Below are 24,824 nucleotides of genomic sequence, written 5' to 3'. Positions count from 1 at the left end.
TTCATATTTTATGAATCCAATTAATCCTGTTTTATTTTACTTACATCACCCGACTGCTAAATTTGGCGTCATCCCGGCAGGACGAGGCGCACTGAAACGACTGACTGCGGGCTACTGATAACAGGTGTGCAATGAGCACAGAAATAACGTTCAGGCATAGCAACCGTTATTTTGACGACATCACACTTGCTGATCCTTGTTGATTTGAGGTTATCTGATGAAAAAAACGCTGCTTGCTCTCTCTGTATTGGTCATAACCGGAACCGCATATGCAGGGGTGCCTGATTTATCCGCCAGCTGTCCTGGACATATTAATCTTCGCGTCGAAGATGGCACGGCTTATATCAATAACCAGCAAGTTCCACTTAAAAAAGTGAATTCAAATTTCTACGAGGCGAGCAAGGGGCGCACCACCCTCTCCATGGTGAAAAATGGCGACTGGGGCATCACCTATTTTGTCAAAAATGGCGACAGCGGCGCCTGCCAGCTCAATGACGATGAGAACGATGACGACGGCGATGATGAGAGCGCCAGCAGCAGTGCCTACAACGGCAGCACTGCGCAAACCAAGGTTGCCGAGAACGCCTGCATGAACGCCGTCGCCAGAAAAGCAGGCGTCAGCCGCAGCAAACTGACCCTCGACTATGTGGCAGACTCTCAGGCGGGGATGATGATTGATATCAAAGGGCCCCATGACCGGCTCTGGCACTGCCTCACCGACGCCCGCGGCCATATTTCTGGCATCAATCAGGACTGATTTCGAGCCACGGCTCAGCGGGGCCCACACCGACCGTGGGGGCTCCACCCCTTATCCATTGCAATTATTTGATACAGGAAAATAATGAAGATGAAATCCAAACAGACTCTGCTCAATGTCGCCCTCGGTTGCCTGCTGGCGGTCGGTATCTCCGGCTGTGCCGTGGCCAAAACCCATCACGGGCACAAGACCCATGCCCAAGAGCACGCTCAGGAAGGGGCCGTGCAGTATGGCGACGAGAGCCCGTGGGCTGGCAACTATAAAGCGGTCACTGACGATGGCCGCACCGTGGCCGAAATTCACGTCGATACCACAGGGGAGACCTATATCGATGGCAATCAGGTCAAACCAAGTCACAGCGGCAGCGACTACCTGAAATTCAAGCAGGAGACCATCACTTACACCCTGCGCAAAAGCGGTGCCAGCTGGAAAGACAGCGATGCCGGCACCAGCGGCCGCATCCTGTTCGATTGATAATCCCGACACCGGCCTTGCCAGACACCAAGCCCCGCCAAGGGGCTTTTTTGCACCTGCGATTTACCATCAACCACAGCCCGCCCCGAAAAATCCAGCCTTGTCACAGAGTTAGTGCAATCTGTCACATATTCCTGTTGATGAAATTGTTAGGATGGTTCAGTTCGGCGCCCAATTGTCCGCATGAAACCATGATGTCGATTGCCAGCCGCACTGGCTGGGTGATCACTGCGCTCGGAAGATCATGACCTTTACCGTGATGCCTATGATGAGGCCCAACGAATTATTCGGGTCAGTGATGAAGTCCGCATATCACTTGAACGGGTTGTCAGTGAAGCCGAAACCCAACAGCCTTCTGCTAACGAAAATGAGTCAGCCACTGAAAAACTGACCTCATCCAAACTGGCGCAAAAGTGGGGGATCAAAACCAATGAGTTGTTGGAAAAAATGGTGACTCACGGCTTGCTTGAGCTGCGTGACAGCAAGCATTACCTCACAGCCAAAGGCAAGGAGGAAGGAGGGGAGTTTAGAATGAGCCCCAAATTTGGCCCCTATTTCCTCTGGCCAGAGGCCATGAATCCCCTCTAATTCACTGACTGGATAAATGTGAAATGGACTTCACACCCGTTATTGCTGTTCTACTAGGCCAGTTCTGGTATCTGCTGCCCCTGTTGTTGATTGCCACCCTGATCAAAACGCCTTGGTTCAAGGGGATGGTTGGGGAGACATTTATCAACTTGGGCATCCGGCTTTTTCTCGACAAGCGGGAGTACCACCTGCTCAAGAACGTGACCCTACCGACCCCGCAGGGTACTACCCAGATCGACCATGTGATCGTCTCGCGCTTCGGGCTGTTTGTGATCGAGACCAAGAACATCAAGGGGTGGATATTTGGCAATCCGGCCCACAAAAGCTGGACCCAGCAGCTCTATCGCCGCAGACATACCTTTCAAAATCCCCTGCGCCAAAACTATCTGCACCTGATGACGCTCAAATCCTTGCTGGGTCTTGCTGATCATCAGCTCTATTCGATTATCTACTTTATTGGCGACTGCACCTTTAAAACCCCCATGCCGGATAACGTGATGAACCGCGGGCTTATTCGCTATATCAAGAGTAAAACCACGCAGGTGTTGACCCCTGCCGAAGTCACCAGAGTGATCGACACCATCCAGCGGGGACGACTGGCCGCCAATTGGCAGACCCATAAACAGCATGTGGCGCAGTTGAAAGCACGTCACAGCGAGGTTCCCCGCCCGCCTTTATCCGTAGCTGCAATGCCTGTCGTCAATCAGGTGGTGAACGCCGCGCCAACCATCACCGAATCGCTCACCCAAGCAAATCCACTATGCCCCAGATGCGGCAACCCGATGGTATTGCGTACCGCCAAACGGGGGGATAACCGAGGCAATCGGTTTTGGGGATGCAGTGGATACCCTAAATGCAGAAAAATCTTACCAAAAACATCCAGTTAACATATTACATGCAATATTGTTTATTAATACAAGGTATAAAAGATGAACACAGTGAAAATAAACAATAAAATAATCATCAGACAAAATCTACAGATCGGTGATTTAGATGCAGAAACAGATACAGACCTTCTCGATTCTTGCTTTATAGATAAAGGATATATTGAACAATTATGCGATGTGCACAGCCCTAAATCCATAATCTTAGGTAGAACTGGGGCAGGTAAAAGCGCGATTCTTTATAAAATATCCCAAACCACAGAAAAACATGTAAAAATAGACCCAAATGACATCTCGGTGAGATTTTTAGAATACTCTGACATTATTCAGTTTATGAATGCAATTGGTGTAAACCTAGATCTCTTTTATAGATTGCTATGGCGACACATTCTTATTGTTGAGGTCTTAAAAATTCGATATGACATAAAGAATGACTTGGATAATCGAAATTTCCTTGACAATATAACAAATTTTTTCAGAAAAGATGAAATTAAAAACAAAGCGATTGCATATTTTAGAGAATGGGGGGACAAATTTTGGTTAGATACTGATGAGCATTTAAAAGTTATCACAAAGAAACTTGAGAATGATACAAAGGCAACTCTAGGCGCAAAGTACAACAATGTAAATTTAAGTCTACAAGGAGCCAAGAAATTAAGTGATGAAGAAAAAATTGAAGTAAAACAAAGAGCAAGTCAGATAGTTAGCGGGCTACAGATAAAAAAACTTAATGAAATGTTAGAGCTCTTATCTGTTCATTCATTCAATGACCCCCAAAAACGCTTCTATATCCTTATAGATCAGCTGGATGAGCACTGGGCCGACACTGAGACTCGATGCAGATTCATAAGAGCACTTATTGAGGAAATTAAAACCTTTAGAAAATTAGAGAATGTAAAAATTATCGCAGCTATGTGCGTAAAGATCTTCTTGATTTAGTCTTTGATATGACGAGAAGCCCTGGATTCCAAGAAGAGAAATATGAATCTTATATACTACAAATTCACTGGGATAAGGGTGAGCTACGAGAGCTAATTGAAAGAAGAATTAATGAGGTTTTCCGTAAGCAATATACCAAAGAACAAATATCATTTGATGATATATTTCCAACAGCAAAGAAGGGTAAAGATCAAACATCTGCAGACTTCATTCTAGAAAGGACTCTCTATAGACCAAGGGATGTTTTACAATTTATAAATGAATGTTTTAAATCAGCATACGGTAGAGATTGCGTTTCTTGGCGAGCAATCTATGCCGCAGAGGCTCAATACTCAGAAAAACGCCTCAAATCACTTAAAGAGGAATGGGGAGAAATATACCCATCATTCGATGACACTGTAGAAATATTGAGAGGCCTGCCACATACATTTACTCGGTCTGTACTGAGCGGCCCTCGTTTGGATAATGTAATTTCTGATTTATGCGCACAAAACAATAATGATCCATGTGTTATCTCTTCTAAGGAATACTTAGAAACTACTGGTGAAACGAAACTAACCGAGGTACTAAATAGAATGTTAATTTGCCTTTATCATGTTGGGGCAATTGGTATAAAAATGAGTTCACTTAGTACATTTATATGGTCTTTCCTAGATCAAACTTCAGTATCAAGAGGTGAGGTTAAAAGAGCACAACAACTAAAAATACATAAGATGCTATACCGAGCTCTAGATGTTGATGTTGATGGGCACACAAGATTTGACCCTATTGATGATGACGTAAACTAACGTGTAATTCATTTTGGAGTAAGTATCCCATACACCATACGAGCTTAATTTCCTCACTATTTATAGACTCGGCGGCCAATTGGCCGCCCTTGATGCTTTTTACCGAATCGTCGCCATCTGCCGCACACATCGCTGCTCTCTGTCATCCACCCGCTTGGCAAACCAGGCGGTGGTGAGGTTGCGGGTGATTTTTGGGCTCTTTAGCTGTATGCCGGGCAGGATGGCGCGGGGCAGTCGCTTGCCCGCTTGCTTGTCGGCCAGGGTAAAGATGCTATGGTAGAGATCGGTCTCGGCAAATTCGGCGGTATCCCCTTTGCGAAGGCTCTGGTGAATAGCCTGCTTGCTCATATTGACCCGGTTGGCGAGGGTGTAGACGGCAAGCTCGGTATTGCCCGGCAGATCCGAGTCATAGCGGATCAGATCCCCGTCCAGCGCCAGAGTTTTGCCACTCAAACGGCTGACGGCTGCCTGAAAGGCGGCATTGCGACTGGCGTACCAGCCGGCGTTGAAATCGGCAAAGCGGTAGAGGGTATCCGGGTAGTCGGCGGGATAACCGAAGATATGTTTGGTGCCAAACCAGATGCCGCCGCGACGGGTAAAGACTTCGTGGCGGATGGAATCCTTGATTGGATAGGGGTAGCCTCGGGCGTTGGCCTCCGCAAAGGCGATGCTCACCTGCATCGGGCCACCGGTATGCACCGGGTTGAGGTTGCCAAACAGCGTCTTGCCCATCGGCAGCATGCTGATCATATCTTCGAAGATTTCACTCATCTCCCGTTCGGTACGCAACTTGTCGATACGCTCGGCATAGCTCTTGCCGGTGGGCGAGTTGATGGAGAGCGCGGCCCGCACCATAAATTCGGGGATCAGCAGCTTGGCTGCCCGTGAGTTGATCTCTTTCCAGGCGATCTTGCCAAGGCCCGGCACCACGGGGTCGGCCTGATAAGTGGCTTCCTGCTCCGCCACCGCCAGCACGCTACAGACATTGTGATCATTCACCGTCACCCCCTGGGTGGTGAGCGCCGTCACCACGTCGTTGGCCCACCCTTGTTTGTCAGGCACCTGACGGGGCAAGAAGCGCACGATGCGGCTCTTCATATCCGCCGGTTTGCGCGGCTGCATGGCAGGCGGCGTTTTGGGGTTGCTCACGCTCACCTCTTTGGCAGGCGCGGAGGCGGGATCACTGGCACAACCAGCCAGCAGCAAGGCGGAGCAGAAGGCAAGAAGACGACAGGAAGGCAAAGCGGTCATAAGCATGTCCATTTTTTGTTGGCCAGACAGGCAGCGCCGCTGGCACTGCACTGACAAGCAAAGTGGGGCCATTGTAGAGGATTGCCTGCTGCAGTTGAAACCCGCGCTCGCAGCGTCCCCTCCCCTTGCCAGCTTTTGCCACCCCACGCGCCATCCGTTGTCTCCGATGCGGAACTCATGACCTTCCTCAATGACTCACCCGGCCCGAACCGAACGCTTAGCGACAGATAAAAAGAAACCCCCGCCATCGCTGGCGGGGGTTGGGCGTCTGGCAAGTCGGGCTGATGCCCGCTGCAAACTCTTAGCGGTTTTTCACCTTCTGGTGCAGCTCCTGCACCGAATTGACATTGGCGGTGGCATCCACGCTGATGGCCATGCAGGTGGCAAATGCCTCATTCATGGTGGTGGTATACGCCACCTTGTTCTGCAAGGCTGCGCGACGCAGCTGCTTGGAGTCCTGGATCGCCACCCGCCCTTCGGCGGTGTTGACGATGTAGGTGTACTCGCCATTTTTGATGCGGTCGAGAATGTGCGGGCGACCTTCGTGCACCTTGTTGACCAGGCGCGGGTTGATGCTCGCTTCACCCAGCGCGACCGCGGTGCCGTGAGTGGCATCCAGCTCGTAGCCCAGCTCCAGCAGCTTGGCGGCCAAGTCGACCACCTGCGCCTTGTCGCTGTGACGCACTGACAAGAGGGCACGACCCTCTTTCGGTACGGCGTGGTTGGCACCCAGCTGCGCCTTGGCATAGGCCTCGGCAAAGCTGCTGCCCACACCCATTACCTCACCTGTGGAGCGCATCTCCGGCCCCAGCAGCGGGTCAACTCCCGGGAACTTGGCGAACGGCAGTACCACCTCTTTCACCGAGTAGTAGGGTGGGATGATCTCTTTGGTGAAGCCCTGTTCTTGCAGCGACTGACCGGCCATCACACGGGCGGCAATCTTGGCCAGCGGGGCGCCGGTCGCCTTGGAGACGAACGGCACGGTACGGGCGGCACGCGGGTTCACCTCGATGAGGTAGATGTCATCGCCCTTGACCGCGAACTGCACGTTCATCAGGCCGATAACGCCGAGCTCCAGCGCCAGCTTGCGCACCTGCTCGCGGATCTCGTCCTGAATCTTCTTGGACAAGGTATAGGGAGGCAGGGAGCAACCGGAGTCACCGGAGTGGATACCGGCCTGTTCGATGTGCTCCATGATGCCGCCGATGACCACATCGGTGCCGTCGCAGATGGCATCCACGTCCAGCTCGGTCGCATCGTCCAGGAAGCGGTCCAGCAGTACCGGCGATTCGTTGGAGACGCTCACCGCCTCGGCGAAGTAGCGACGCAGATCCTGCTCGTCATAGACGATTTCCATGGCGCGGCCACCCAGCACGTAGGAGGGGCGAACCACCAGCGGGTAGGTAATGCGCTCGGCCAGCAGCACGGCCTGCTCCAGCGCGGTGACGGTGCCATTTTCCGGCTGCTTGAGGCCGAGGCGCTCGACAGCAGACTGGAAGCGCTCGCGGTCTTCGGCGCGGTCGATGGCATCCGGGCTGGTACCGATAATCGGCACACCGTTGGCTTCCAACGCCCGTGCAAGCTTCAGCGGGGTCTGGCCACCGTACTGAACAATCACGCCCTTGGGTTTTTCGATGCGCACGATTTCCAGCACATCTTCCAGGGTCACCGGCTCGAAGTAGAGACGATCCGAGGTGTCGTAATCGGTAGAGACGGTCTCCGGGTTGCAGTTGACCATGATGGTCTCGTAACCATCTTCGCGCAGGGCCAGCGCCGCGTGCACACAGCAGTAGTCAAACTCGATACCCTGACCGATACGGTTCGGGCCGCCGCCGATGATCATGATCTTGTCGCGGTTGCTCGGGGCCGCTTCGCACTCCTCGTCATAGCTGGAGTACATGTAGGCGGTGTTGGTGGCGAACTCGGCGGCGCAGGTATCGACCCGCTTGTAGACCGGGAAGATGTTGTGGCGGGCACGCAGTTTGCGCACTTCCCCTTCGGCCACACCGAGGATCTTGGCCAGACGGGCATCGGCAAAGCCTTTGCGCTTGAGGGCACGCAGGAAGTCGGCATCGAGACCGGCCATGCCGCGCTCTTTCACCTCTTCTTCCAGCTTCACCAGATCTTCAATCTGTACCAGGAACCAGGGGTCAATCTTGGTCAGCTTGAAGATGCCGTCCATGGAGAGACCGGCGCGGAATGCATCGGCGATGTAGAAGATACGGTCGCTACCGGCGTCCTGCAGCTCGTGACGGATGCGGGTCAGGGAGTCCGGGGCATTGAGGTCAACCATGGGGTCGAAGCCGGTTTTGCCGGTTTCGAGGCTGCGCAGCGCCTTGTGCAGGGACTCCTGGAAGTTGCGGCCGATGGCCATCACTTCGCCGACCGACTTCATCTGGGTAGTCAGACGGTCGTTGGCACCGGCGAATTTTTCGAAGTTGAAGCGCGGCACCTTGGTGACCACGTAGTCGATGGCCGGCTCGAAGGAGGCCGGAGTGCGACCGCCGGTGATGTCGTTCATCAGCTCGTCGAGGGTGTAACCGATGGCGAGTTTGGCAGCGATCTTGGCGATGGGGAAACCGGTCGCCTTGGAAGCCAGCGCAGAAGAGCGCGACACCCGCGGGTTCATCTCGATGATGACCATGCGGCCATCTTTCGGGTTGATACCGAACTGGACGTTGGAGCCGCCGGTCTCGACACCGATCTCGCGCAGCACCGCCATGGAGGCGTTGCGCATCAGCTGGTACTCCTTGTCGGTCAGCGTCTGGGCTGGCGCGACCGTGATGGAGTCACCGGTGTGGATACCCATGGGGTCGAAGTTTTCGATGGCGCAGACGATGATGCAGTTGTCGTTGCGATCCCGCACAACTTCCATCTCGTACTCTTTCCAGCCGATCAGCGACTCGTCGATGAGCAGCTCTTTGGTCGGGGAGAGATCCAGACCACGCTCGCAGATCTCGACGAACTCTTCGGTGTTGTAGGCGATGCCGCCACCCGAGCCACCCATGGTAAAGGAGGGACGGATTATGCAGGGGAAGCCGACCATCTGCTGCACGCCCCATGCCTCTTCCATGTTGTGGGCGATGCCGGCACGCGGGCACTCCAGGCCAATGCTGCGCATCGCCTTGTCAAAACGGGAGCGGTCTTCGGCCTTGTCGATGGCGTCGGCGGTGGCACCGATCATCTCGACACCGAACTCGGCCAGCACGCCATGCTTCTCCAGTGCCAGTGCGCAGTTGAGCGCAGTCTGGCCACCCATGGTGGGCAGGATCGCGTCCGGGCGCTCTTTCTTGATGATTTCGCGCACCACTTCCCAGGTGATGGGCTCGATGTAGGTGGCGTCTGCCATCTCCGGGTCGGTCATGATGGTGGCCGGATTGGAGTTGACCAGAATGACGCGGTAACCCTCCTCGCGCAGGGCTTTGCACGCCTGGGCGCCGGAGTAGTCAAATTCGCAGGCTTGGCCGATGACGATGGGGCCGGCGCCGAGGATCAGGATGCTCTGAAGGTCATTACGTTTTGGCATGAAACTCTTTCCTCTATTTCTTAGGCGCGATACTGCTTAATCAATTCAATAAAGTGGTCAAAAAGACCGGCACAGTCGTGCGGGCCCGGGCTCGCTTCGGGGTGCCCCTGGAAGCTGAAGGCCGGCCGGTCGGTGCGATGGATACCTTGCAGGGAACCATCGAACAGGGAGACGTGGGTGGCGCGCAGGCAATCCGGCAGGCTGTTCTCGTCTACCGCAAAGCCGTGGTTCTGAGCGGTGATCATCACAGTGTTGTCATCGAGGCTCTTCACCGGATGGTTGGCGCCGTGGTGGCCAAACTTCATCTTGACGGTCTTGGCACCGGAGGCCAGACCCAGCAGCTGGTGACCCAGACAGATGCCGAACACCGGCGTGTTGGTATTAAGGAAAGCCTTGATGGCCTCGATGGCGTAGTCGCACGGCTCGGGGTCGCCGGGGCCGTTGGAGAGGAAGATGCCATCCGGGTTCATCGCCAGTACCTCGGCGGCCGGGGTCTTGGCCGGCACCACGGTCAGGCGGCAGCCACGGTCAACCAGCATCCGCAGGATATTGCGCTTGACGCCAAAGTCATAGGCTACCACGTGGTATTGCAGCTGGTCGGCATCCGGGGTGACGTGCCCCTTGCCAAGCTGCCAGCTCCCTTCGGTCCAGTTGTACGCCTCACCCACCGTCACCTCTTTGGCCAGATCCATCCCCTTCAGACCGGGGAAGGCGCGGGCCTGTTCGAGGGCATAGGCTTCATCGACCTGTTTCCCGGCCAGAATGCAGCCAGCCTGAGCGCCTTTCTCGCGCAGGATGCGGGTCAGTTTACGGGTGTCGATGTCGGCGATGCCAACGATGTTGTGAGACTTGAGGTATTCGGAGAGGGATTGCTGATTGCGGAAATTGGAGGCAAGTATCGGAAGGTCCCGGATGATCAATCCCTGAGCATGGATTTGACTGGACTCTTCATCTTCGCTGTTGGTGCCGGTGTTGCCTATATGGGGATAAGTGAGGGTGACTATCTGACGGGAATAAGAGGGATCGGTGAGGATTTCCTGATAGCCCGTCATCGACGTATTGAAAACCACTTCACCAACGGAACATCCCTCGGCGCCTATCGACACGCCTTTGAACACAGTTCCATCTTCCAGCACTAGCAATGCAGTGTGATTCAAGACAACCTCCAGTTATTTAGCTTTAAATTCAGCAATTTACCTGGGTGTTGCGGGCTCGGTTCCGGTCTTGGACAGGACTCGAACCCGGCAGATTTCTGGCAAATTGGGCGCATTCTACTTAAAAAAAGTGGCATTTCAACGTCTTTTCTCAGACGAAATGCATCTAAATTCAATAAAAAAGCAACATTACCCATTATCTATGCACTCAATCGCTTTGCAACCCCCTCCCATGAAAGAAAAGGAAAAACCACCACCAAAAGATGCCACCAAGCCAGCAATAGCGACAAAAACAAACAAAAAAACCAATTAAAACAATGGCATTTATTTTTACACAAAAAACATTAATGACAAATTTAACGCTTTTATGATGACAAGAGTGAACATGAAAAATGGAAAACGTTTTTCTGCGTTTGAATTTTTAGTCTTTTCCAGTCCGTGTAAAAAAATGGCTTCATCAGCCATAAAGATGCTCAAATTTGTTACCTGATGATGACATTCAGGAAGGGGAAATCTGGCGGATAACGCAATAGTGTGATTTATAAGGCATTCAGTTAAAAATTGCAGGCAGCGTGTCTTTTTACACAAATTCTGGCTGACTGACAGCAAAAACCCCGGCAAGCCGGGGTTTTTCACTGCGGTAGCAGTAGTACGAAAGTGCCGCTCAGAGGCATCACTTGAGATTGAGCACATCCTGCATGTCATAAAGACCGGCACCCTGCTGACCAAGCCACTTGCCCGCCCGCACAGCACCGTTGGCGAAGGTCAGGCGGCTGGAGGCCTTGTGGCTGATCTCCACCCGCTCGCCGATATCGGCAAACATGACGGTATGCTCCCCCACCAGATCGCCGGCGCGAATGGTGGCAAAGCCGATAGTGTTGCGATCCCGCTCGCCAGTGATCCCCTCGCGACCATAGACGGCGCACTCCTTGAGATCCCGGCCCAGCGTTTTGGCGACCACTTCCCCCATGGAGAGCGCAGTACCGGATGGCGCATCCACCTTGTGGCGATGGTGGCCCTCGATGATCTCGATGTCGGTGTAATCCCCCATCACCTTGGCGGCCTGCTCCAGCAGCTTGAAAACCAGGTTGACCCCGACCGAGTAGTTGGAGGCGAACACGATACCGATCTGCTTGCCCGCCTCTTTCAGGGCGGCCTTGCCTGCATCGTCAAAACCGGTGGTGCCGATCACCATCTGCTTGTGGTGGGCCAGCGCAAAGGCCAGATTGGCAAGGGTCACCTCGGGGCGGGTAAAGTCGATGATGAGGTCAAACTCATCGCGCACCTTGTCCAGACTGTCGCTGATGGCCACACCCAGATGGCCCAGCCCATTGAGCTCACCGGCATCAAGACCGATCACCGCCGAACCCGGCCGCTCCAGCGCGGCACCAACCACCACTCCATCGGTGTTGGTGATGGCCTCCAGCAGCACCTTACCCATACGACCATTACAGCCCATCACGGCCACACGGATCGGATTGTCCATCTCCACCCTCTCATCTCTTTTAATTATGGAAAGAGACCGTTTTACCAGCCCGCGCCGGGTTTGAAAAGCCATGATGCCACCACTCCTTGCTGCGCTCGCCAACAGCAGCGCCCACTGGCTGGCCAAGAACTTCCTTTTGGTCACAGGCCGCTTTTCATCGTTTCACACCATCATTTGGCAGACCGGGTGCCATCTGATAGGTTCGAACGAGTGAAATGCCAGAATACACGGAACCAGGGCAACGCCCGTGTCGATATCAAATGAGGTGCAAGGATGAGCGCAGGATTGCTGTTTGCTGTGGGGTTGATATCACTGACCATGGTCATGCTGGCCGCGGCTCTGCTGTTTGGCGGGCCGAGTCCGGCACCGGCGATGGCCAGCATCAACGACCCTTTCAAGGGGAGTGACTGGAGCAACATGCCACCCCTCTCAAGATACCCGGCGCGTGACGGCACGCAGCTGGCCTATCGGCACTATGGCGCAGAGGGCAATACGAAGAACAACAAGGTCAAGGGCAGCGTGGTACTGGTTCACGGCTCTTCTGCCAGCAGTCAAAGCATGCACAAGATGGCGAACGCCTTTTCGCAAGCGGGATATGACGCCTACGCCCTCGATATTCGCGGCCATGGCGCATCGGGCGACAAAGGCACCATTGCCTACATCGGCCAGCTTGAAGACGATCTGGAAGATTTCATCAAGTCGGTGGCCCCCGGCAAGCCTGCAACACTCGTCGGCTTCTCGTCAGGGGGTGGCTTTGTGCTGCGCGTTGCTGGCAGCACGCGACAAACCCTGTTCGAGAGCTATCTGCTGCTCTCCCCCTATCTTGGCCCCACCGCCGCCAACTACCGGCCCAACAGCGGTGGCTGGGTGCGTGTCGGCTTGCCTCGCCTCATCGCCCTGAGCATCCTCAACGGTTTCCATATTTCCGCACTCAACCATCTGACCGTGCTGAACTTTGCCCTTAATGATGAGGCGAAATCCCTGCTGACCCCCTCCTACTCCTTCAACCTTGCCTCTAACTTTCAGCCAGAGCGCGACTATCAGCAGAATTTACGCAATGTGCAACGCCCCTGCGCCGTGATCGCGGGTGCAAATGACGAAGCCTTCCAAACAGATCAACTTGAACCTGAGTTAAGACGTCTCGGCATCTCCTGGCCTGTCACCCTGCTGCCCGGAATTGGCCACATTCCGCTGACGCTGGAACAGGATGCTCTCGCGACAGCCGTTCAGGCGGTGGAGAAACTGACACAGTAACCACACAGCCCAGGTCTTGTGTCCACGCGTTCTGGAAATATCCGTATCATGCTCACGTAGAGATAGAGAGAGGGCTGCGGGAGAAATCCCCATGATGGCATGCAGAGATCTTATCGTTTACCTCTTTCCTTATTAAAGGCACGCGATACCCCCAGATACCCGCTGACTGCGTCAGAACAGCAATGAACAATAAACAGCGCTAACTTTTTTTTCCGAATATTCTTTGGATATCTCAACAACACCAGAATCATCAAACAAAAACACCTATCCATCTGGACGTCTATCTTGACCAAGCGAGGTTGACTCACTACTGTGGGCACCCCAATGCGGCAGGATGCCCGCCCTGTTTTCCCCCTATCCCTATCCGATACAGGTACAAAGCAGTTCATGACAGGAGGTCATTGTTCAATTTCAGAGGAACACATGATCCAGACTCAACCCAGTGCCAGGGCCTTGCTGCCACTTCTGGTTTTTCTCGCACTCTTTATCGGTACCGGTACCTGGCTGACCCTGCAGGGGGTCGAGTTCGCCTTCTATCAGCTGCCCGCTCCGGTTGCTGCCTTGCCTGCGGTGATGCTGGCCCTGCTGCTTGGCAAAGAGAGCTTCAACAGCAATCTGGAAACCTTCTTCAAGGGGGTTGGCCACAGCAATATTATGGCGATGTGCCTTATCTATCTGCTGGCGGGCGCCTTTGCCAGCGTGGCCAAGGCCACCGGCGGGGTTGATGCTACTGTGGCGCTGGGCCTGTCGCTCATCCCTGGCTGGGCGCTGTTGCCCGGACTGTTCCTCATCTCTGCCTTTATTGCTACCGCCATGGGCACCTCCATGGGCACCATAGGTGCCGTGGCGCCGGTCGCGCTGGGCGTGGCGCAGGCGGCCGGTATCGATCCGGTGCTGATGGCAGGTACCATTCTCTCCGGCGCCATGTTTGGCGATAACCTCTCCATCATCTCCGACACCACCATAGCAGCAACCCGCAGCCAGGGGTGCGAGATGAAGGACAAGTTCCGCGAAAACTTCAAGATTGCCGCCCCTGCCGCCATCGCAGTGATCCTGCTCTATCTGACCCTGGGCTCAGTGGGTGAATCCCCTGCCAGCGGCAGCGCCATCGAGCTGTTCAAGGTGATGCCCTACCTGCTCATTCTTGGGCTGGCGCTCGCTGGAGTGAATGTGTTTGTGGTATTGGGGATCGGTATTCTGGCCGCCGGAGTGGTGGGCATGATCAACGGCTACGCCATCGGTCAGTTCAGCAAGGATATCTATCAGGGCTTTACAGGCATGCAGGAGATCTTCCTGCTCTCCATGCTGATCGGCGGCCTCGGCGCCCTGATGGAGCGTCAAGGTGGACTGGCATGGATCAGCGAGCGCATCAGCGCCCTGATTGCCCGTTTCACTCGCGAGCACAATGGTGAACAGAGCGAAAAAGCCGCCGAGCTCGGCATCGCCGGGGTGGTGAGCCTCACCAACCTCTGTACCGCCAACAACACGGTGGCTATTATCGTCGCCAGCAAGGTAGCCCGAGATCTGGCCGAACACCACGGTGTCACCCCGCGCCGCGCCGCCTCCATGCTCGATATTTTCTCCTGCGTGGTACAGGGTCTGATCCCCTGGGGCGCACAGGCGCTGCTGCTGGGATCCATCTTCGCCCTGTCGCCGTTGGCGGTGGTGAGCATGAGTTTCTACCCGATGGCGCTCGCTGTAGCGGCACTCATTGCAGTGTTTGTGAAGCACCAGATGCGCGGCAAGGCTGAGAAGTAACTGACCAGACGCTGGCGCGCCGACATGCCATCAACAGGGGCCACATCCTGGCCTTTGTTGGCTCACTAACGGATCCGCCAGCATTTATCCCACCGTCCCGGGCATCAGCCGTCCGGGGCGGGAGTTCCCCTGCCCCCCTTAACGTCAAGAGTGAATGTGCTAAGGTAGAGCGCGTTCAAGCCATCGATGCGCAGCTATACCAGAGGTTCCCCATGCATGAGTCCCAACCCGAACGTCAATCCCTGCGCCAACTGGTTCGTCAACGCCGCAAAAATCTGAGTCCGGCCGAGCAGCAATTGGCGGCCCAACAGCTGCTGGCCCAGTTCAAGCAACACCCCGAGATCCTCGCCGCCAAACGCATTGCCCTCTATCTGGCCAATGATGGGGAGATCAACCCCTTGCCCACCATCCATTGGCTGTGGGCCCAGCACAAAGAGGTCTACCTGCCGGTGCTCCACCCCTTTACTCCGGGTCACCTGCTCTTTTTGCGCTATACCGCTACCAGTCCCATGGTGCGCAACCGCTACGGCATCGAAGAGCCGGAGCTGGATATCCTGCAGGTGGTGCCCCACAGCACGCTCGATCTTATCTGCACCCCGCTGGTCGCCTTCGATGCTCAAGGTAATCGCCTTGGCATGGGGGGCGGCTACTACGATCGCACTCTCGCCATCTGGCATGAGCACAAGCTGGGCCCCAAGCCACTCGGTATTGCCCACGACTGCCAGCAGGTGGATGCGGTCCCGCAAGAGGAGTGGGATGTGCCGCTGCCCCAGATCATCACCCCGAGCCACTGCTGGCGCTTTGAATAGACTGTTTTTGGCAGGCAGCCCCTGCTTTGTGCGCGCAAACGCAGAATAAACAGGCAAACGATTTACAAAGTCCCTCTTTTTGCCCCGGAACGTGAGCAACAAGGTCGCGACGGGGTACCGGGTTGGATATAATGCGCCCGCTTTTTTCTTAAGGAACGATCATGACTCAAGATGAAATGAAGAAGGCGGCCGGTTGGGCTGCGCTCAAGTATGTGGTTCCCGGCACCATCGTCGGGGTGGGCACCGGCTCTACCGTCAACCACTTTATCGACGCGCTGGCGACCATGAAGGACGAGATCAAGGGGGCGGTATCCAGCTCCGTGGCCTCTACCGAGCGCCTCAAGGGCTTCGGCATCACCGTATATGATCTCAACGAGATCGAGGCCCTCTCCATCTATGTGGATGGCGCCGACGAGATCAACGCAACCCGCGACATGATCAAGGGTGGTGGCGCAGCCCTGACCCGCGAGAAGATCGTTGCCGCCGTCGCTGACAAGTTCATCTGCATCATCGACAACACCAAAACCGTCGACGTGCTGGGCAAGTTCCCGCTGCCGGTCGAAGTGATCCCGATGGCCCGCGAATACGTGGCCCGCGAAATTCGCAAACTGGGTGGCAACCCGGTGTGGCGTGAAGGGGTGGTCACCGACAACGGCAACCACATTCTGGATGTGAAAGGCATGGCCATTACCGACGCCAAGGCGCTGGAAGTGCGACTGAACGCCATTGTTGGCGTGGTCACCAACGGCCTGTTCGCCGCGCGCGGCGCCGACGTGGTCCTGATCGGTACGCCGGACGGCGTGATTACCCAGTAATCCCGACACCGGCAGCACAGTGCAGCGGCATCCTCCCTCGCACGCCAGCGCCACTCTGCAACCTCTGACGCGGCAGCGGCGTTGATTGAGCCCCGGGATGGGATATGACCCAAACATTGCACTGTGAATAAATGACGGCGCCTGATGGCGCCGTTTTTATTTATCCCTCAACAAGTTGCATACGGATGTTTACAACATTCGTTGATAACTTCAAAGAATTTGACTTTCGTCACAAATATTCCCTCTCCCAAACGTTTTTGCTACTTTACGGTTTTCTTCGCACACCAAATCTGCACTTACGTTTGCACATACAGAGGGATCGTCATGACTGCCAAGTTTTCGTTGGACAAGGATAAAATCAAGGTTCTGCTGCTGGAGGGGGTTCACCCCAACACCGTAGAGACCTTTCGTGCCGCAGGTTACACCAGTGTGGAGTATCTCAAGACCTCGCTCTCCGAAGAGGAGCTGATCGAGCAGATCCGCGACGTCCATTTCATCGGGCTGCGCTCCCGCACCCAGATCACCGAGAAAGTCCTCGACGCCGCCAACAAGCTGGTCGCCATCGGCTGCTTCTGCATCGGTACCAACCAGGTCGAGCTGGAAGCGGCCCAGATCCGCGGTATTCCGGTCTTCAACGCCCCCTTCTCCAACACCCGTTCGGTCGCCGAGCTGGTTCTGGGCGAGATCCTGCTGCTGCTGCGCGGCATCCCCGAGAAGAACGCCAAGTGCCATCGCGGCGTGTGGGAAAAACTGGCCAACCGCTCGGTGGAAGCGCGCGGCAAGAAGCTCGGCATCATCGGCTACGGCCATATCGGTACCCAGCTTGGCATCATCGCCGAGAGCATCGGCATGAAGGTTTATTACTACGATATCGAGAACAAGCTCTCGCTGGGCAACGCCATTCAGGTGCCAAGCATGGTCGAGCTGCTTAATATGTCTGACGTCATCAGCCTGCACGTACCGGAGACCGCCTCCACCAAGAACATGATCGGTGCCGAACAGCTGCGGATGATGAAACCGGGCGCCATCTTCATCAACGCCGCCCGCGGTACCGTGGTGGATATCGATGCGCTGGCTGACGTCATCAAGAGCGGCCATATCGCCGGCGCCGCCATCGACGTCTTCCCGGTCGAGCCCAAGTCCAATGACGAAGAGTTCCAAAGCCCGCTGCGTGGGCTGGAGAACGTCATCCTGACCCCGCACATTGGTGGCACCACCCACGAAGCGCAGGAGAACATCGGGCTGGAAGTGGCCAACAAGCTGGTCAAATACTCCGACAACGGCTCCACCCTCTCCGCCGTCAACTTCCCGGAAGTGTCGCTGCCGGGCCACAAGGGCTCCAGCCGCCTGCTGCACATTCACCGCAACCAGCCGGGCGTGATGAACCAGATCAACCAGATCTTCGCCGAAGAGGGGATCAACATCGCCGGTCAGTACCTGCAGACCAGCAGCCATATCGGTTACGTGGTGATCGACGTGGAGACAGAGCACAGCGAGAAGGCGCTCGCCAAGCTCAAGGAGATCAACGGCACCATCCGCGCCCGTATCCTCCACTGATAGATCCGTGTATCCAAGCAGCAAAAAGCCCGTCATGATGACGGGCTTTATTACGTTGTGGAACCTGATAGCTGCGTGATGGCTTACCACCACCCCAACAGGTTGCGGCCCACCAGCGCCCCCCATACCAGGGCGTTCAGGGCTAGCGCGATAAAGACGGCGGCGGACCCCAAATCCTTGGCGCGACCGGAGAGCTCATGATGCTCGGAGCCAACCCTGTCTACCACAGCTTCAATGGCGGAGTTGAGGATCTCGACGATCACCACCAGCCAACTGATGACGATAAGCAGCAGGATCTGGTTGAGAGAATCCCCCAGCCAGAAGGCCAGTGGCATCAGCAACAGGATCAGCATCAGCTCCTGCCGAAAAGCCGCCTCATTAATCCAGGCTGACTTGAGCCCCTTCATGCTGTAACCGGTTGCGTTGATGATGCGGGTGACCCCGGTTGCCCCTGGCTTTGCCACGCTATCTACCTCATTTGGAATCGATTTTGGCCTCACATCCTATCAGAGCCCCCCAAGGTTTCAATCAGGGGACTTTTGCTTTATTTTATCCCTTTGCTTTTTCGCCCCTTGCGGCTGACACCACCCACTCGAGACTTGAGTTGTATGTCCATTCACACAGATGAATTGCGCACCCGTCGCCTGGAGTCACTGATCACTCCGAGCGAGCTTGCCCACGCGTTTCCGATCACCGATACCATTGCCCAGAATCTGCTGGATGCCCGTCGCGAAGTGGAAGCCATTCTGGCCGGAGACGATCAGCGCCTGCTGGTCATTGTCGGCCCCTGCTCTATCCATGATCCCGCTGCTGCTCGCGAGTATGCCCAGCGCCTCAACGCCCTGCGCGAGCAGTATAAAGAGAGCCTCTGCATCGTGATGCGCACCTATTTCGAGAAGCCGCGCACCATCGTCGGCTGGAAAGGGCTGATCAATGATCCGCGCCTCGATGGCAGTTTCGACGTCAACGAAGGGCTGAAACTGGCGCGCAAACTGCTGGTCGACATCAACGAGATCGGCATGCCAACCGCCACCGAATTCCTCGATATGGTGACTGGCCAGTATATTGCCGACCTCATCACCTGGGGCGCCATCGGCGCTCGTACCACCGAATCCCAGGTACACCGCGAGATGGCTTCTGCTCTCTCCTGCCCGGTCGGCTTCAAGAACGGCACCGACGGCAATACCCGCATCGCCATCGATGCGGTGCGCGCCGCCCGTCACAGCCACATCTTCTATTCGCCGGACAAAGACGGCAAGATGACCATCTACCGCACCGCCGGTAACCCCTTTGGTCATGTGATCCTGCGTGGCGGCCACCGACCCAACTACGACACCGCCAGTGTCGATGAAGCGTGTGAAGCGTTGGCCGATGTGGGCCTGCCGGAGCGTCTGGTGGTCGATTTCAGCCACGGCAACAGCATGAAGGATCACCGCCGTCAGCTGCTGGTGGCGCAAGATATCTGCGATCAGCTGCGCCGCGGCCGTACCGGCATCGCCGGCATCATGGCCGAGAGCTTCTTGGTGGAAGGGCGTCAGGATGTGGAGAACGGCTGCGCCGCCACCTTTGGCCAGAGCATCACCGATGCCTGCCTGTCATGGAGCGACACCGAAACCCTGCTGGCAATGCTGGCCGAAGCCGCACAGGTGCGCCTGAGCAAACAGGCTTGAACTGCGAATAAAACCAAAGGGGCCGGTATTTTTGATACCGGCCCCTTCTTCTTGCTGTCAGCCGATTACGCTTCGCTAATCGGCCCTACATGCGCCCTCTTTCCTGTACACCCTACTTATAAACTGGGCATAAACCACACGCGCCCTGCCGCTTCGATGCGATCGGTGCGGATCTGGAATACCTGTGCCAACAGCGCCTCATCCACCAGCTCGACACCCCCTTCGCGCACCACCGCGCCCTGTTGCAGGCAGAGAATGCGGTCGGCCCAGTCGATGGCCAGATTGATATCGTGGATGGCGATCACCACCAGCAACCCCTGCCCGGCCAGGGTTTTCAGCAACCGCAATAGCGCCAGCTGGTGATGCAGGTCGAGCCCCGCCAGCGGCTCGTCCAGCAGCAGCACCTTGCCGGTCGGATTGAGGCTCGGCCACACCTGCAGCAGGGTGCGGGCAATCAGCACTCGCTGCTGTTCACCGCCCGACAAGCGGCTGAAATCACGAGCCAACAAGGCTTCCAGTTCCAGTGCCTCGCACAATGCATTTATCGCCTCGTTCTGTCTGGCAGGTGCAACCATCTCATCGAGCCCCAGGCTCAACACCTGAAACACCGGAATATGAAACAGCTGGGGCTGACGCTGGGGCAGCATGGCGCGCCGTTTGGCAAGCTCGGGCCAACTCATGTCAGTAAGCACTCCCCCCCCCAGCAGCACTGTGCCATCGGCGGGTAAAATCCCCGCCAACGCCCCGAGCAGGGTCGACTTGCCACTGCCATTGGGGCCAAGCAGCGCCACCAGCTGGCCGCCATGCCAGCGGATATCCAGGGGAGAGAGCCGTCCAGCAATGGCGAGTGCGCGCGCCTCCAGCAGCGGCGCAGCAGCACGAGAAGAAACCGGCATGGGATCAGCGGGTGACATCGGCATCTTGCCTCAACAAAGGGTAAATAAGGAGACTGCACGCCCCGACCAAATCATGCAGATATTCATGCAGCACCATCGGCAGTTTGCCTCAATAGCAGGTAGATAAAGAGCGGCGCCCCCACCGAGGCGGTGATGACGCCGATAGGCAACTCCCCTGCGCTCAGGGTGGATCGAGCAACCAGATCGGCCGCCAGCAGCAGGGCCCCGCCGCCAAGCCCCGAGGCAGGCAGCAGAAAGCGCTGATCACTACCTCCGCAGAGCCGCAGCAGATGGGGCACCACCAACCCGACAAAACCGATCACGCCGCACAGCGACACCGCCACACCGGTCAGCAGACAGACCGCCAGCACCAGCCGCACCCGCATCTTGTCGACATCCATCCCCATCAGGCGGGCCTGGGTCTCCCCCAACAACAACTGTTGCAGCGCCTTGCCCTGCCAGCAGAGCCAGCCCAGGGTGAGCGGCAGCACCAGCCACCACCAGGCAAACTGCTGGCTACCGTAAGAGAGGCTGCCCATCATCCAGAACATGAATTCACGCAAGGAGCCGTCGTCGGCAAAGTACATCAACCAGGTCATGGCCGCATTGGTAAGAATACCGATGGCGACGCCAAACAACAGCAAGCGAGCATGACCGAGACGCGCCCGGCGAGCCAGCCGAATGAGCAGCATGGTTACCAGCAAGGCGCCACCAAAGGCCGCCAGCGACAGCCCCCAGCCGGGCAGATAGAGGCCGAGGGATTTGGCCAGCGCCATCGCCACCATGGCGGCAAAGCCTGCCCCGCTCGAGACACCAAGCAGCCCGGGTTCGGCCACCGGGTTGTGCAGCATCACCTGCAACACGGCGCCGCCACAGGCAAGGGCTGCGCCAGCCAAGAGGGCCAGCAAGGCACGCGGCAGACGCAGCTCCAGCAGGATGCGCAGTTCGAGATCGCCAAGGGGATGCCAGGGCAGCAGCACAAACTCGCCCCAGACGAGGGAGAAGAGAAACAGCAGCAGGGTCAGCAGCGTCAGGCCACAGAGCCAGCGCCGCTGCCAGCGCTGCTGGCGGGCGATAAGGGAGAGGTACAAGGATGATCCCCGAATAACAAGGCTTCATCCCCGGCCCTGTCGCAGCGCCGGGGAGAAGCAGGAAAAGGGCATGATAACAGTGGCTTGCCACCCAAGGTCAAGGCTGGTAACGCTTTGCCATCACCCTTATCTCGCCGCTGGCCACCAGATTTTGCAGCGCCACCAGCAAGGGCTGGCGCAGCGACTGGTGAGGTGAGTGCTTGCTCATCCCCAGATAGAGGGTCACCGGCGTGGCGGGGCGGTAGTCCGCCTTGCCTATCCGGCTGGCATTTCCCTGACTCAGGGCGTAATCCACCTGACAGTCGGTGCCAATCATCAGCGGCAGGTGACCGCGCTGCACCATGCGCAGCAGTTGATCTTCGGTGGGTACTCCGTGCTTGTCGAGGCGGCTGTCACTGTTGAAGGGCTCAAAGTAGGCGGAGTTGAGCACATAGCCCACCTTCACCCCCTGCAGATCGCGGTATTGGTGGATCCGGGCCACATTGACCGGCTGACCATAAAACGCGGGCCAACACTGATAGTAGGCAGGCTGCAGATAGTCGATGAACTGCGCCCGCTCGGCGGTATAGGCGAGGCCAATCATCAGATCGACCTGACCGGTCTGCATCTGCTTGAGCGCCCTGCCCCACGGCATCCGCCGTACCTGCAACTCAATGCCGCTCGCCTGTTGCAAACGGCGCAGGATGTCCATGTCGAGCCCCTGCAACCGGCCATCCGCTTGCAGGATGCGAAATGGCGGCCACAGATCGGTGGCCACCGTCAGCGTCGGGGTCGCTCGCACCGGCATGGCAAATAACAGTAACAACACAATCCCGCATAACTTGCCCATCCCGTCGCATACCTCGCACGGCTTATCCTGTTGGTTAAAAATACCCTCCCGCACCACGTATGAAAACCCGTGGTTCAGGGATAAAATGCGCCGGATTTTCAAGGAGAACCCTATGAACCCGATTTTCACCAGTATCGGTCTGCTGCTCTGCAGCAACGTCTTTATGACCTTCGCCTGGTACGCTCACCTCAAGAGCATGAACCATAAACCCTGGATCATTGCCGCCCTGGTGAGCTGGGGTATCGCCCTGTTCGAATACCTGCTGCAAGTGCCCGCCAACCGCATCGGCCATACGGTGATGAGCGTGGGCCAACTTAAAATCCTGCAAGAAGTGATCACACTCACCGTATTCGTCCCCTTCTCTATCTTCTATCTCAAGGAAGATCTGAAATGGGACTATCTCTGGGCAGGGCTCTGCATTCTCGGTGCGGTCTTTTTTGTCTTTCGCGAGAAACTGACCGGCGCCTGAGGCTGTACACTCAATATCATCCCGCTCATGGCATCTCATTGATCGACGAGGCAAAAAAATGGAATTGCGAGACATGTTACAGATCCTGGCCAAGCAGGATGGCTCAGACCTCTATCTGTCGACCGGCGCGCCCCCCTGCGCCAAGTTTAACGGCGGCCTGCGCCCCCTCAACGAAACGCCGCTGGAGCCGGGTGAAGTGGCGCGGATCGCCGCCGAGATCATGGATGGCGAGCAGAAGCAGCAGTTCGAGAAGGAGCTGGAGATGAACCTCGCCATCTCCCTGCCCCAGATCGGCCGCTTTCGGGTCAACATCTTCAAGCAGCGCAACGAAGTCTCTCTGGTGGCCCGCAACATCAAGACCGACATCCCCCGCTTTGAAGATCTCAAACTCCCGCCGGTGTTGCTCGACACCATCATGGAGAAACGCGGTCTGGTACTGTTTGTCGGCGGTACCGGCTCGGGTAAATCCACTTCGCTGGCGGCGCTTATCGACCATCGCAACCGCAACAGCGGTGGCCACATCATCACCATCGAGGATCCGGTAGAGTTCGTTCATCGTCACCGCAAGAGCATCATCAACCAGCGGGAGGTTGGCGTGGATACCCGCAGCTTCCACGCCGCCCTGAAAAACACCCTGCGTCAGGCGCCGGACGTCATTCTTATCGGCGAGATCCGCGATCGCGAGACCATGGAGCATGCGCTGGCCTTCTCCGAAACCGGCCACCTTGCCATTTCGACCCTGCACGCCAACAACGCCAACCAGGCGCTGGATCGCATTATCAACTTCTTCCCCGAGGAGCGCCGCCCCCAGCTGCTCAACGATCTGGGCAACAACCTCAAGGCTTTTGTCTCCCAGCGGCTGGTGAAAACCACCGATGGCGGCCGCCGGGCCGCAGTGGAGATCATGCTCGGCACCCACACCATCCGCGACATGATCAAGCGCGGCGAATTTGGCGGCCTCAAGGAGGTGATGGAGAAATCCAAGGCCCTCGGCATGATCACCTTCGACAGTGCCCTGTTTGATCTGGTGGTGGAAGGGGTAATTGAGGAAGAAGAGGCGGTAAAGAACGCCGACTCGGCCAACAACCTGCGCCTCAAGATCAAGCTGTGGAAGGAGAAGGGACAGATTGCCAGCAGCAGCGATGCCACCGGCTGGAGCCTCGAACCCACCAAGGACGAGAAGGGCGATTTTTTCTAACCTGTCCCTCGAGAACCCCGGGCCCGCCCGGGGTTCTCTTTATCCAGCACGGCTGACCCGAATTATCCGCTCAGCCCACGCAGGTCACTGCCAGTCAGCACCAACGGCGCACGCGCTGGCAATACGCCACATACTCGTCGCCGAAACGGGCGCGCAGCAACCGCTCCTCCGGCATGATCTGAAAGCGGGTCAGCCAGGCCACCAGCACGATTGGCCCAACCCAGACCCAACTTCCACCGAGATAACAGCCCCAGGCGACCAGCCAGCAGAGCAGTCCCAGATACATGGGATTGCGACTGACACGATAAACGCCGCAGGTTACCAGACGACTGGTGTGCTGAGGTTTGGTGGGGCTGACCGTGGTCTGGTGGTGACGAAACCGTTGCAGGGCACCAAATCCCATGATGGCCCCCGCCACGACCAGCACAGCCATCAGCGCCATTGCCCAGATGCCGGGCTGACTCTCCCCTCTTAGCCACCACATGGCCCCGGCACAGAGCAGGAAGATCAGCGGTGGTGGCAAACGTAACTCAAGATTGACCATTTTCTTCCCCTGACGAGTGTCGGCCGAACCCGTGTTGCGGTAGACTCCCAACCAGTCAGCGCCTGTTGAGAGTGACAAAGATCATAA

Annotated in this window: 23 protein-coding genes; 14 read left to right on the top strand and 9 right to left on the bottom strand. The window is 56.6% G+C overall.

What is annotated here, in order from left to right; translation table 11 throughout:
• Positions 1–217 precede the first annotated feature (217 nt).
• From AB5Z05_RS16325 to AB5Z05_RS16305, 5 genes are all read left to right on the top strand, one after another.
• On the top strand, positions 218–757 hold the full coding sequence (locus tag AB5Z05_RS16325) for a hypothetical protein (RefSeq protein WP_005337614.1): 540 nt from the start codon (positions 218–220) through the stop codon (positions 755–757).
• Positions 758–847: 90 nt separating this feature from the next.
• Positions 848–1,231 carry a hypothetical protein gene (locus AB5Z05_RS16320; protein WP_123173323.1) on the top strand — a complete coding sequence of 128 codons (384 nt, stop codon included), beginning with the start codon at positions 848–850 and terminating at the stop codon, positions 1,229–1,231.
• Between the two features lie 611 nt (positions 1,232–1,842).
• Positions 1,843–2,706: an NERD domain-containing protein gene (locus AB5Z05_RS16315; RefSeq protein ID WP_368152220.1), complete on the top strand. Its 864-nt coding sequence runs from the start codon at positions 1,843–1,845 to the stop codon at positions 2,704–2,706.
• Between the two features lie 42 nt (positions 2,707–2,748).
• On the top strand, positions 2,749–3,642 hold the full coding sequence (locus AB5Z05_RS16310; RefSeq protein ID WP_368152219.1) for a hypothetical protein: 894 nt from the start codon (positions 2,749–2,751) through the stop codon (positions 3,640–3,642).
• Entirely contained in the window at positions 3,618–4,430 is an 813-nt protein-coding gene (locus tag AB5Z05_RS16305) for a hypothetical protein (RefSeq protein WP_368152218.1), read from the top strand. Before AB5Z05_RS16310 ends, AB5Z05_RS16305 begins: the two co-directional genes overlap by 25 nt.
• Before the next feature lie 99 nt (positions 4,431–4,529).
• On the opposite strand, the gene AB5Z05_RS16300 is transcribed toward AB5Z05_RS16305, so the two are convergent.
• The 3 genes from AB5Z05_RS16300 to carA all read right to left on the bottom strand — a co-directional run bounded on the left by AB5Z05_RS16300 (position 4,530) and on the right by carA (position 10,364).
• Positions 4,530–5,681 (bottom strand): DUF1615 domain-containing protein, encoded by a 1,152-nt coding sequence (locus AB5Z05_RS16300; protein ID WP_368152217.1) that lies wholly within the window; start codon positions 5,679–5,681, stop codon positions 4,530–4,532.
• A 301-nt stretch (positions 5,682–5,982) separates the two neighbouring features.
• A complete protein-coding gene (gene carB, locus AB5Z05_RS16295) occupies positions 5,983–9,207 on the bottom strand; it encodes a carbamoyl-phosphate synthase large subunit (protein WP_005337626.1) in 3,225 nt (1,074 codons plus the stop codon).
• A gap of 20 nt (positions 9,208–9,227) precedes the next feature.
• Positions 9,228–10,364, bottom strand: coding sequence for a glutamine-hydrolyzing carbamoyl-phosphate synthase small subunit (carA, locus tag AB5Z05_RS16290; protein ID WP_368152216.1), 1,137 nt, complete (start codon positions 10,362–10,364; stop codon positions 9,228–9,230).
• Here carA and AB5Z05_RS16285 point away from each other — a divergent pair.
• Positions 10,356–10,709, top strand: coding sequence for a hypothetical protein (locus tag AB5Z05_RS16285; RefSeq protein WP_182963593.1), 354 nt, complete (start codon positions 10,356–10,358; stop codon positions 10,707–10,709). The two genes, carA and AB5Z05_RS16285, sit on opposite strands and share 9 nt — an antisense overlap.
• 325 nt (positions 10,710–11,034) lie before the next feature.
• Here the strand turns inward: AB5Z05_RS16285 and dapB are convergent, their stop codons facing one another.
• The gene (gene dapB / locus AB5Z05_RS16280; protein ID WP_005347132.1) at positions 11,035–11,847 is read right to left on the bottom strand and encodes a 4-hydroxy-tetrahydrodipicolinate reductase; all 813 of its coding nucleotides are present in this window, start codon (positions 11,845–11,847) and stop codon (positions 11,035–11,037) included.
• A gap of 273 nt (positions 11,848–12,120) precedes the next feature.
• On the opposite strand from dapB, the gene AB5Z05_RS16275 reads away from it, so the two are divergent.
• The 5 genes from AB5Z05_RS16275 to serA all read left to right on the top strand — a co-directional run bounded on the left by AB5Z05_RS16275 (position 12,121) and on the right by serA (position 18,040).
• On the top strand, positions 12,121–13,101 hold the full coding sequence (locus AB5Z05_RS16275; protein ID WP_368152215.1) for an alpha/beta hydrolase: 981 nt from the start codon (positions 12,121–12,123) through the stop codon (positions 13,099–13,101).
• Between the two features lie 423 nt (positions 13,102–13,524).
• Entirely contained in the window at positions 13,525–14,859 is a 1,335-nt protein-coding gene (locus tag AB5Z05_RS16270; RefSeq protein ID WP_368152214.1) for a Na+/H+ antiporter NhaC family protein, read from the top strand.
• A gap of 212 nt (positions 14,860–15,071) precedes the next feature.
• Positions 15,072–15,668: a 5-formyltetrahydrofolate cyclo-ligase gene (locus tag AB5Z05_RS16265; protein ID WP_058059524.1), complete on the top strand. Its 597-nt coding sequence runs from the start codon at positions 15,072–15,074 to the stop codon at positions 15,666–15,668.
• A gap of 161 nt (positions 15,669–15,829) precedes the next feature.
• Positions 15,830–16,483, top strand: a complete 654-nt coding sequence (gene rpiA / locus AB5Z05_RS16260) for a ribose-5-phosphate isomerase RpiA (protein ID WP_257123296.1) — start codon at positions 15,830–15,832, stop codon at positions 16,481–16,483.
• A gap of 324 nt (positions 16,484–16,807) precedes the next feature.
• A complete protein-coding gene (gene serA / locus AB5Z05_RS16255; RefSeq protein WP_005337639.1) occupies positions 16,808–18,040 on the top strand; it encodes a phosphoglycerate dehydrogenase in 1,233 nt (410 codons plus the stop codon).
• An 83-nt stretch (positions 18,041–18,123) separates the two neighbouring features.
• Here the strand turns inward: serA and AB5Z05_RS16250 are convergent, their stop codons facing one another.
• A complete protein-coding gene (locus AB5Z05_RS16250; RefSeq protein WP_005337641.1) occupies positions 18,124–18,504 on the bottom strand; it encodes a diacylglycerol kinase in 381 nt (126 codons plus the stop codon).
• Between the two features lie 144 nt (positions 18,505–18,648).
• Here AB5Z05_RS16250 and AB5Z05_RS16245 point away from each other — a divergent pair, with 144 nt between their 5' ends.
• The gene (locus AB5Z05_RS16245; RefSeq protein ID WP_064336455.1) at positions 18,649–19,710 is read left to right on the top strand and encodes a 3-deoxy-7-phosphoheptulonate synthase; all 1,062 of its coding nucleotides are present in this window, start codon (positions 18,649–18,651) and stop codon (positions 19,708–19,710) included.
• 116 nt (positions 19,711–19,826) lie between these two features.
• Here the strand turns inward: AB5Z05_RS16245 and AB5Z05_RS16240 are convergent, their stop codons facing one another.
• The 3 genes from AB5Z05_RS16240 to AB5Z05_RS16230 all read right to left on the bottom strand — a co-directional run bounded on the left by AB5Z05_RS16240 (position 19,827) and on the right by AB5Z05_RS16230 (position 22,526).
• Positions 19,827–20,624, bottom strand: coding sequence for an ATP-binding cassette domain-containing protein (locus tag AB5Z05_RS16240; RefSeq protein ID WP_368152225.1), 798 nt, complete (start codon positions 20,622–20,624; stop codon positions 19,827–19,829).
• A gap of 65 nt (positions 20,625–20,689) precedes the next feature.
• Positions 20,690–21,697 (bottom strand): vitamin B12 ABC transporter permease BtuC, encoded by a 1,008-nt coding sequence (gene btuC, locus AB5Z05_RS16235; RefSeq protein WP_368152211.1) that lies wholly within the window; start codon positions 21,695–21,697, stop codon positions 20,690–20,692.
• Positions 21,698–21,794: 97 nt separating this feature from the next.
• A complete protein-coding gene (locus AB5Z05_RS16230; protein ID WP_043825634.1) occupies positions 21,795–22,526 on the bottom strand; it encodes an ABC transporter substrate-binding protein in 732 nt (243 codons plus the stop codon).
• Between the two features lie 112 nt (positions 22,527–22,638).
• Between AB5Z05_RS16230 and AB5Z05_RS16225 the strand changes: the two genes are divergently transcribed.
• The gene (locus tag AB5Z05_RS16225; RefSeq protein ID WP_005337656.1) at positions 22,639–22,995 is read left to right on the top strand and encodes a DMT family protein; all 357 of its coding nucleotides are present in this window, start codon (positions 22,639–22,641) and stop codon (positions 22,993–22,995) included.
• A 58-nt stretch (positions 22,996–23,053) separates the two neighbouring features.
• Positions 23,054–24,193: a type IVa pilus ATPase TapW gene (gene tapW, locus AB5Z05_RS16220; protein WP_368152210.1), complete on the top strand. Its 1,140-nt coding sequence runs from the start codon at positions 23,054–23,056 to the stop codon at positions 24,191–24,193.
• A 94-nt stretch (positions 24,194–24,287) separates the two neighbouring features.
• Here tapW and AB5Z05_RS16215 read toward each other — a convergent pair whose 3' ends face one another.
• Positions 24,288–24,737 carry an isoprenylcysteine carboxylmethyltransferase family protein gene (locus AB5Z05_RS16215; protein ID WP_042056515.1) on the bottom strand — a complete coding sequence of 150 codons (450 nt, stop codon included), beginning with the start codon at positions 24,735–24,737 and terminating at the stop codon, positions 24,288–24,290.
• Between the last annotated feature and the right edge of the window lie 87 nt (positions 24,738–24,824).

Origin of the sequence: Aeromonas sp. R2-4, from assembly GCF_040908365.1 — a bacterium.
GTDB lineage: Bacteria > Pseudomonadota > Gammaproteobacteria > Enterobacterales > Aeromonadaceae > Aeromonas > Aeromonas veronii.
This window is presented reverse-complemented; position numbering and strand designations above follow the sequence as displayed.

Bases quoted from the DNA above. Each gene is read 5' to 3' on its own strand.
- AB5Z05_RS16300 (WP_368152217.1), bottom strand. From the start codon at position 5,681: ATGACCGCTTTGCCTTCCTGTCGTCTTCTTGCCTTCTGCTCCGCCTTG.
- tapW (WP_368152210.1), top strand. From the start codon at position 23,054: ATGGAATTGCGAGACATGTTACAGATCCTGGCCAAGCAGGATGGCTCA.
- AB5Z05_RS16265 (WP_058059524.1), top strand. From the start codon at position 15,072: ATGCATGAGTCCCAACCCGAACGTCAATCCCTGCGCCAACTGGTTCGT.
- AB5Z05_RS16230 (WP_043825634.1), bottom strand. From the start codon at position 22,526: ATGGGCAAGTTATGCGGGATTGTGTTGTTACTGTTATTTGCCATGCCG.
- AB5Z05_RS16225 (WP_005337656.1), top strand. From the start codon at position 22,639: ATGAACCCGATTTTCACCAGTATCGGTCTGCTGCTCTGCAGCAACGTC.
- serA (WP_005337639.1), top strand. From the start codon at position 16,808: ATGACTGCCAAGTTTTCGTTGGACAAGGATAAAATCAAGGTTCTGCTG.
- AB5Z05_RS16315 (WP_368152220.1), top strand. From the start codon at position 1,843: ATGGACTTCACACCCGTTATTGCTGTTCTACTAGGCCAGTTCTGGTAT.
- dapB (WP_005347132.1), bottom strand. From the start codon at position 11,847: ATGGACAATCCGATCCGTGTGGCCGTGATGGGCTGTAATGGTCGTATG.
- AB5Z05_RS16245 (WP_064336455.1), top strand. From the start codon at position 18,649: ATGTCCATTCACACAGATGAATTGCGCACCCGTCGCCTGGAGTCACTG.
- rpiA (WP_257123296.1), top strand. From the start codon at position 15,830: ATGACTCAAGATGAAATGAAGAAGGCGGCCGGTTGGGCTGCGCTCAAG.
- AB5Z05_RS16325 (WP_005337614.1), top strand. From the start codon at position 218: ATGAAAAAAACGCTGCTTGCTCTCTCTGTATTGGTCATAACCGGAACC.
- AB5Z05_RS16320 (WP_123173323.1), top strand. From the start codon at position 848: ATGAAATCCAAACAGACTCTGCTCAATGTCGCCCTCGGTTGCCTGCTG.
- AB5Z05_RS16275 (WP_368152215.1), top strand. From the start codon at position 12,121: ATGAGCGCAGGATTGCTGTTTGCTGTGGGGTTGATATCACTGACCATG.
- AB5Z05_RS16310 (WP_368152219.1), top strand. From the start codon at position 2,749: ATGAACACAGTGAAAATAAACAATAAAATAATCATCAGACAAAATCTA.
- AB5Z05_RS16240 (WP_368152225.1), bottom strand. From the start codon at position 20,624: ATGTCACCCGCTGATCCCATGCCGGTTTCTTCTCGTGCTGCTGCGCCG.
- AB5Z05_RS16215 (WP_042056515.1), bottom strand. From the start codon at position 24,737: ATGGTCAATCTTGAGTTACGTTTGCCACCACCGCTGATCTTCCTGCTC.
- AB5Z05_RS16270 (WP_368152214.1), top strand. From the start codon at position 13,525: ATGATCCAGACTCAACCCAGTGCCAGGGCCTTGCTGCCACTTCTGGTT.
- carB (WP_005337626.1), bottom strand. From the start codon at position 9,207: ATGCCAAAACGTAATGACCTTCAGAGCATCCTGATCCTCGGCGCCGGC.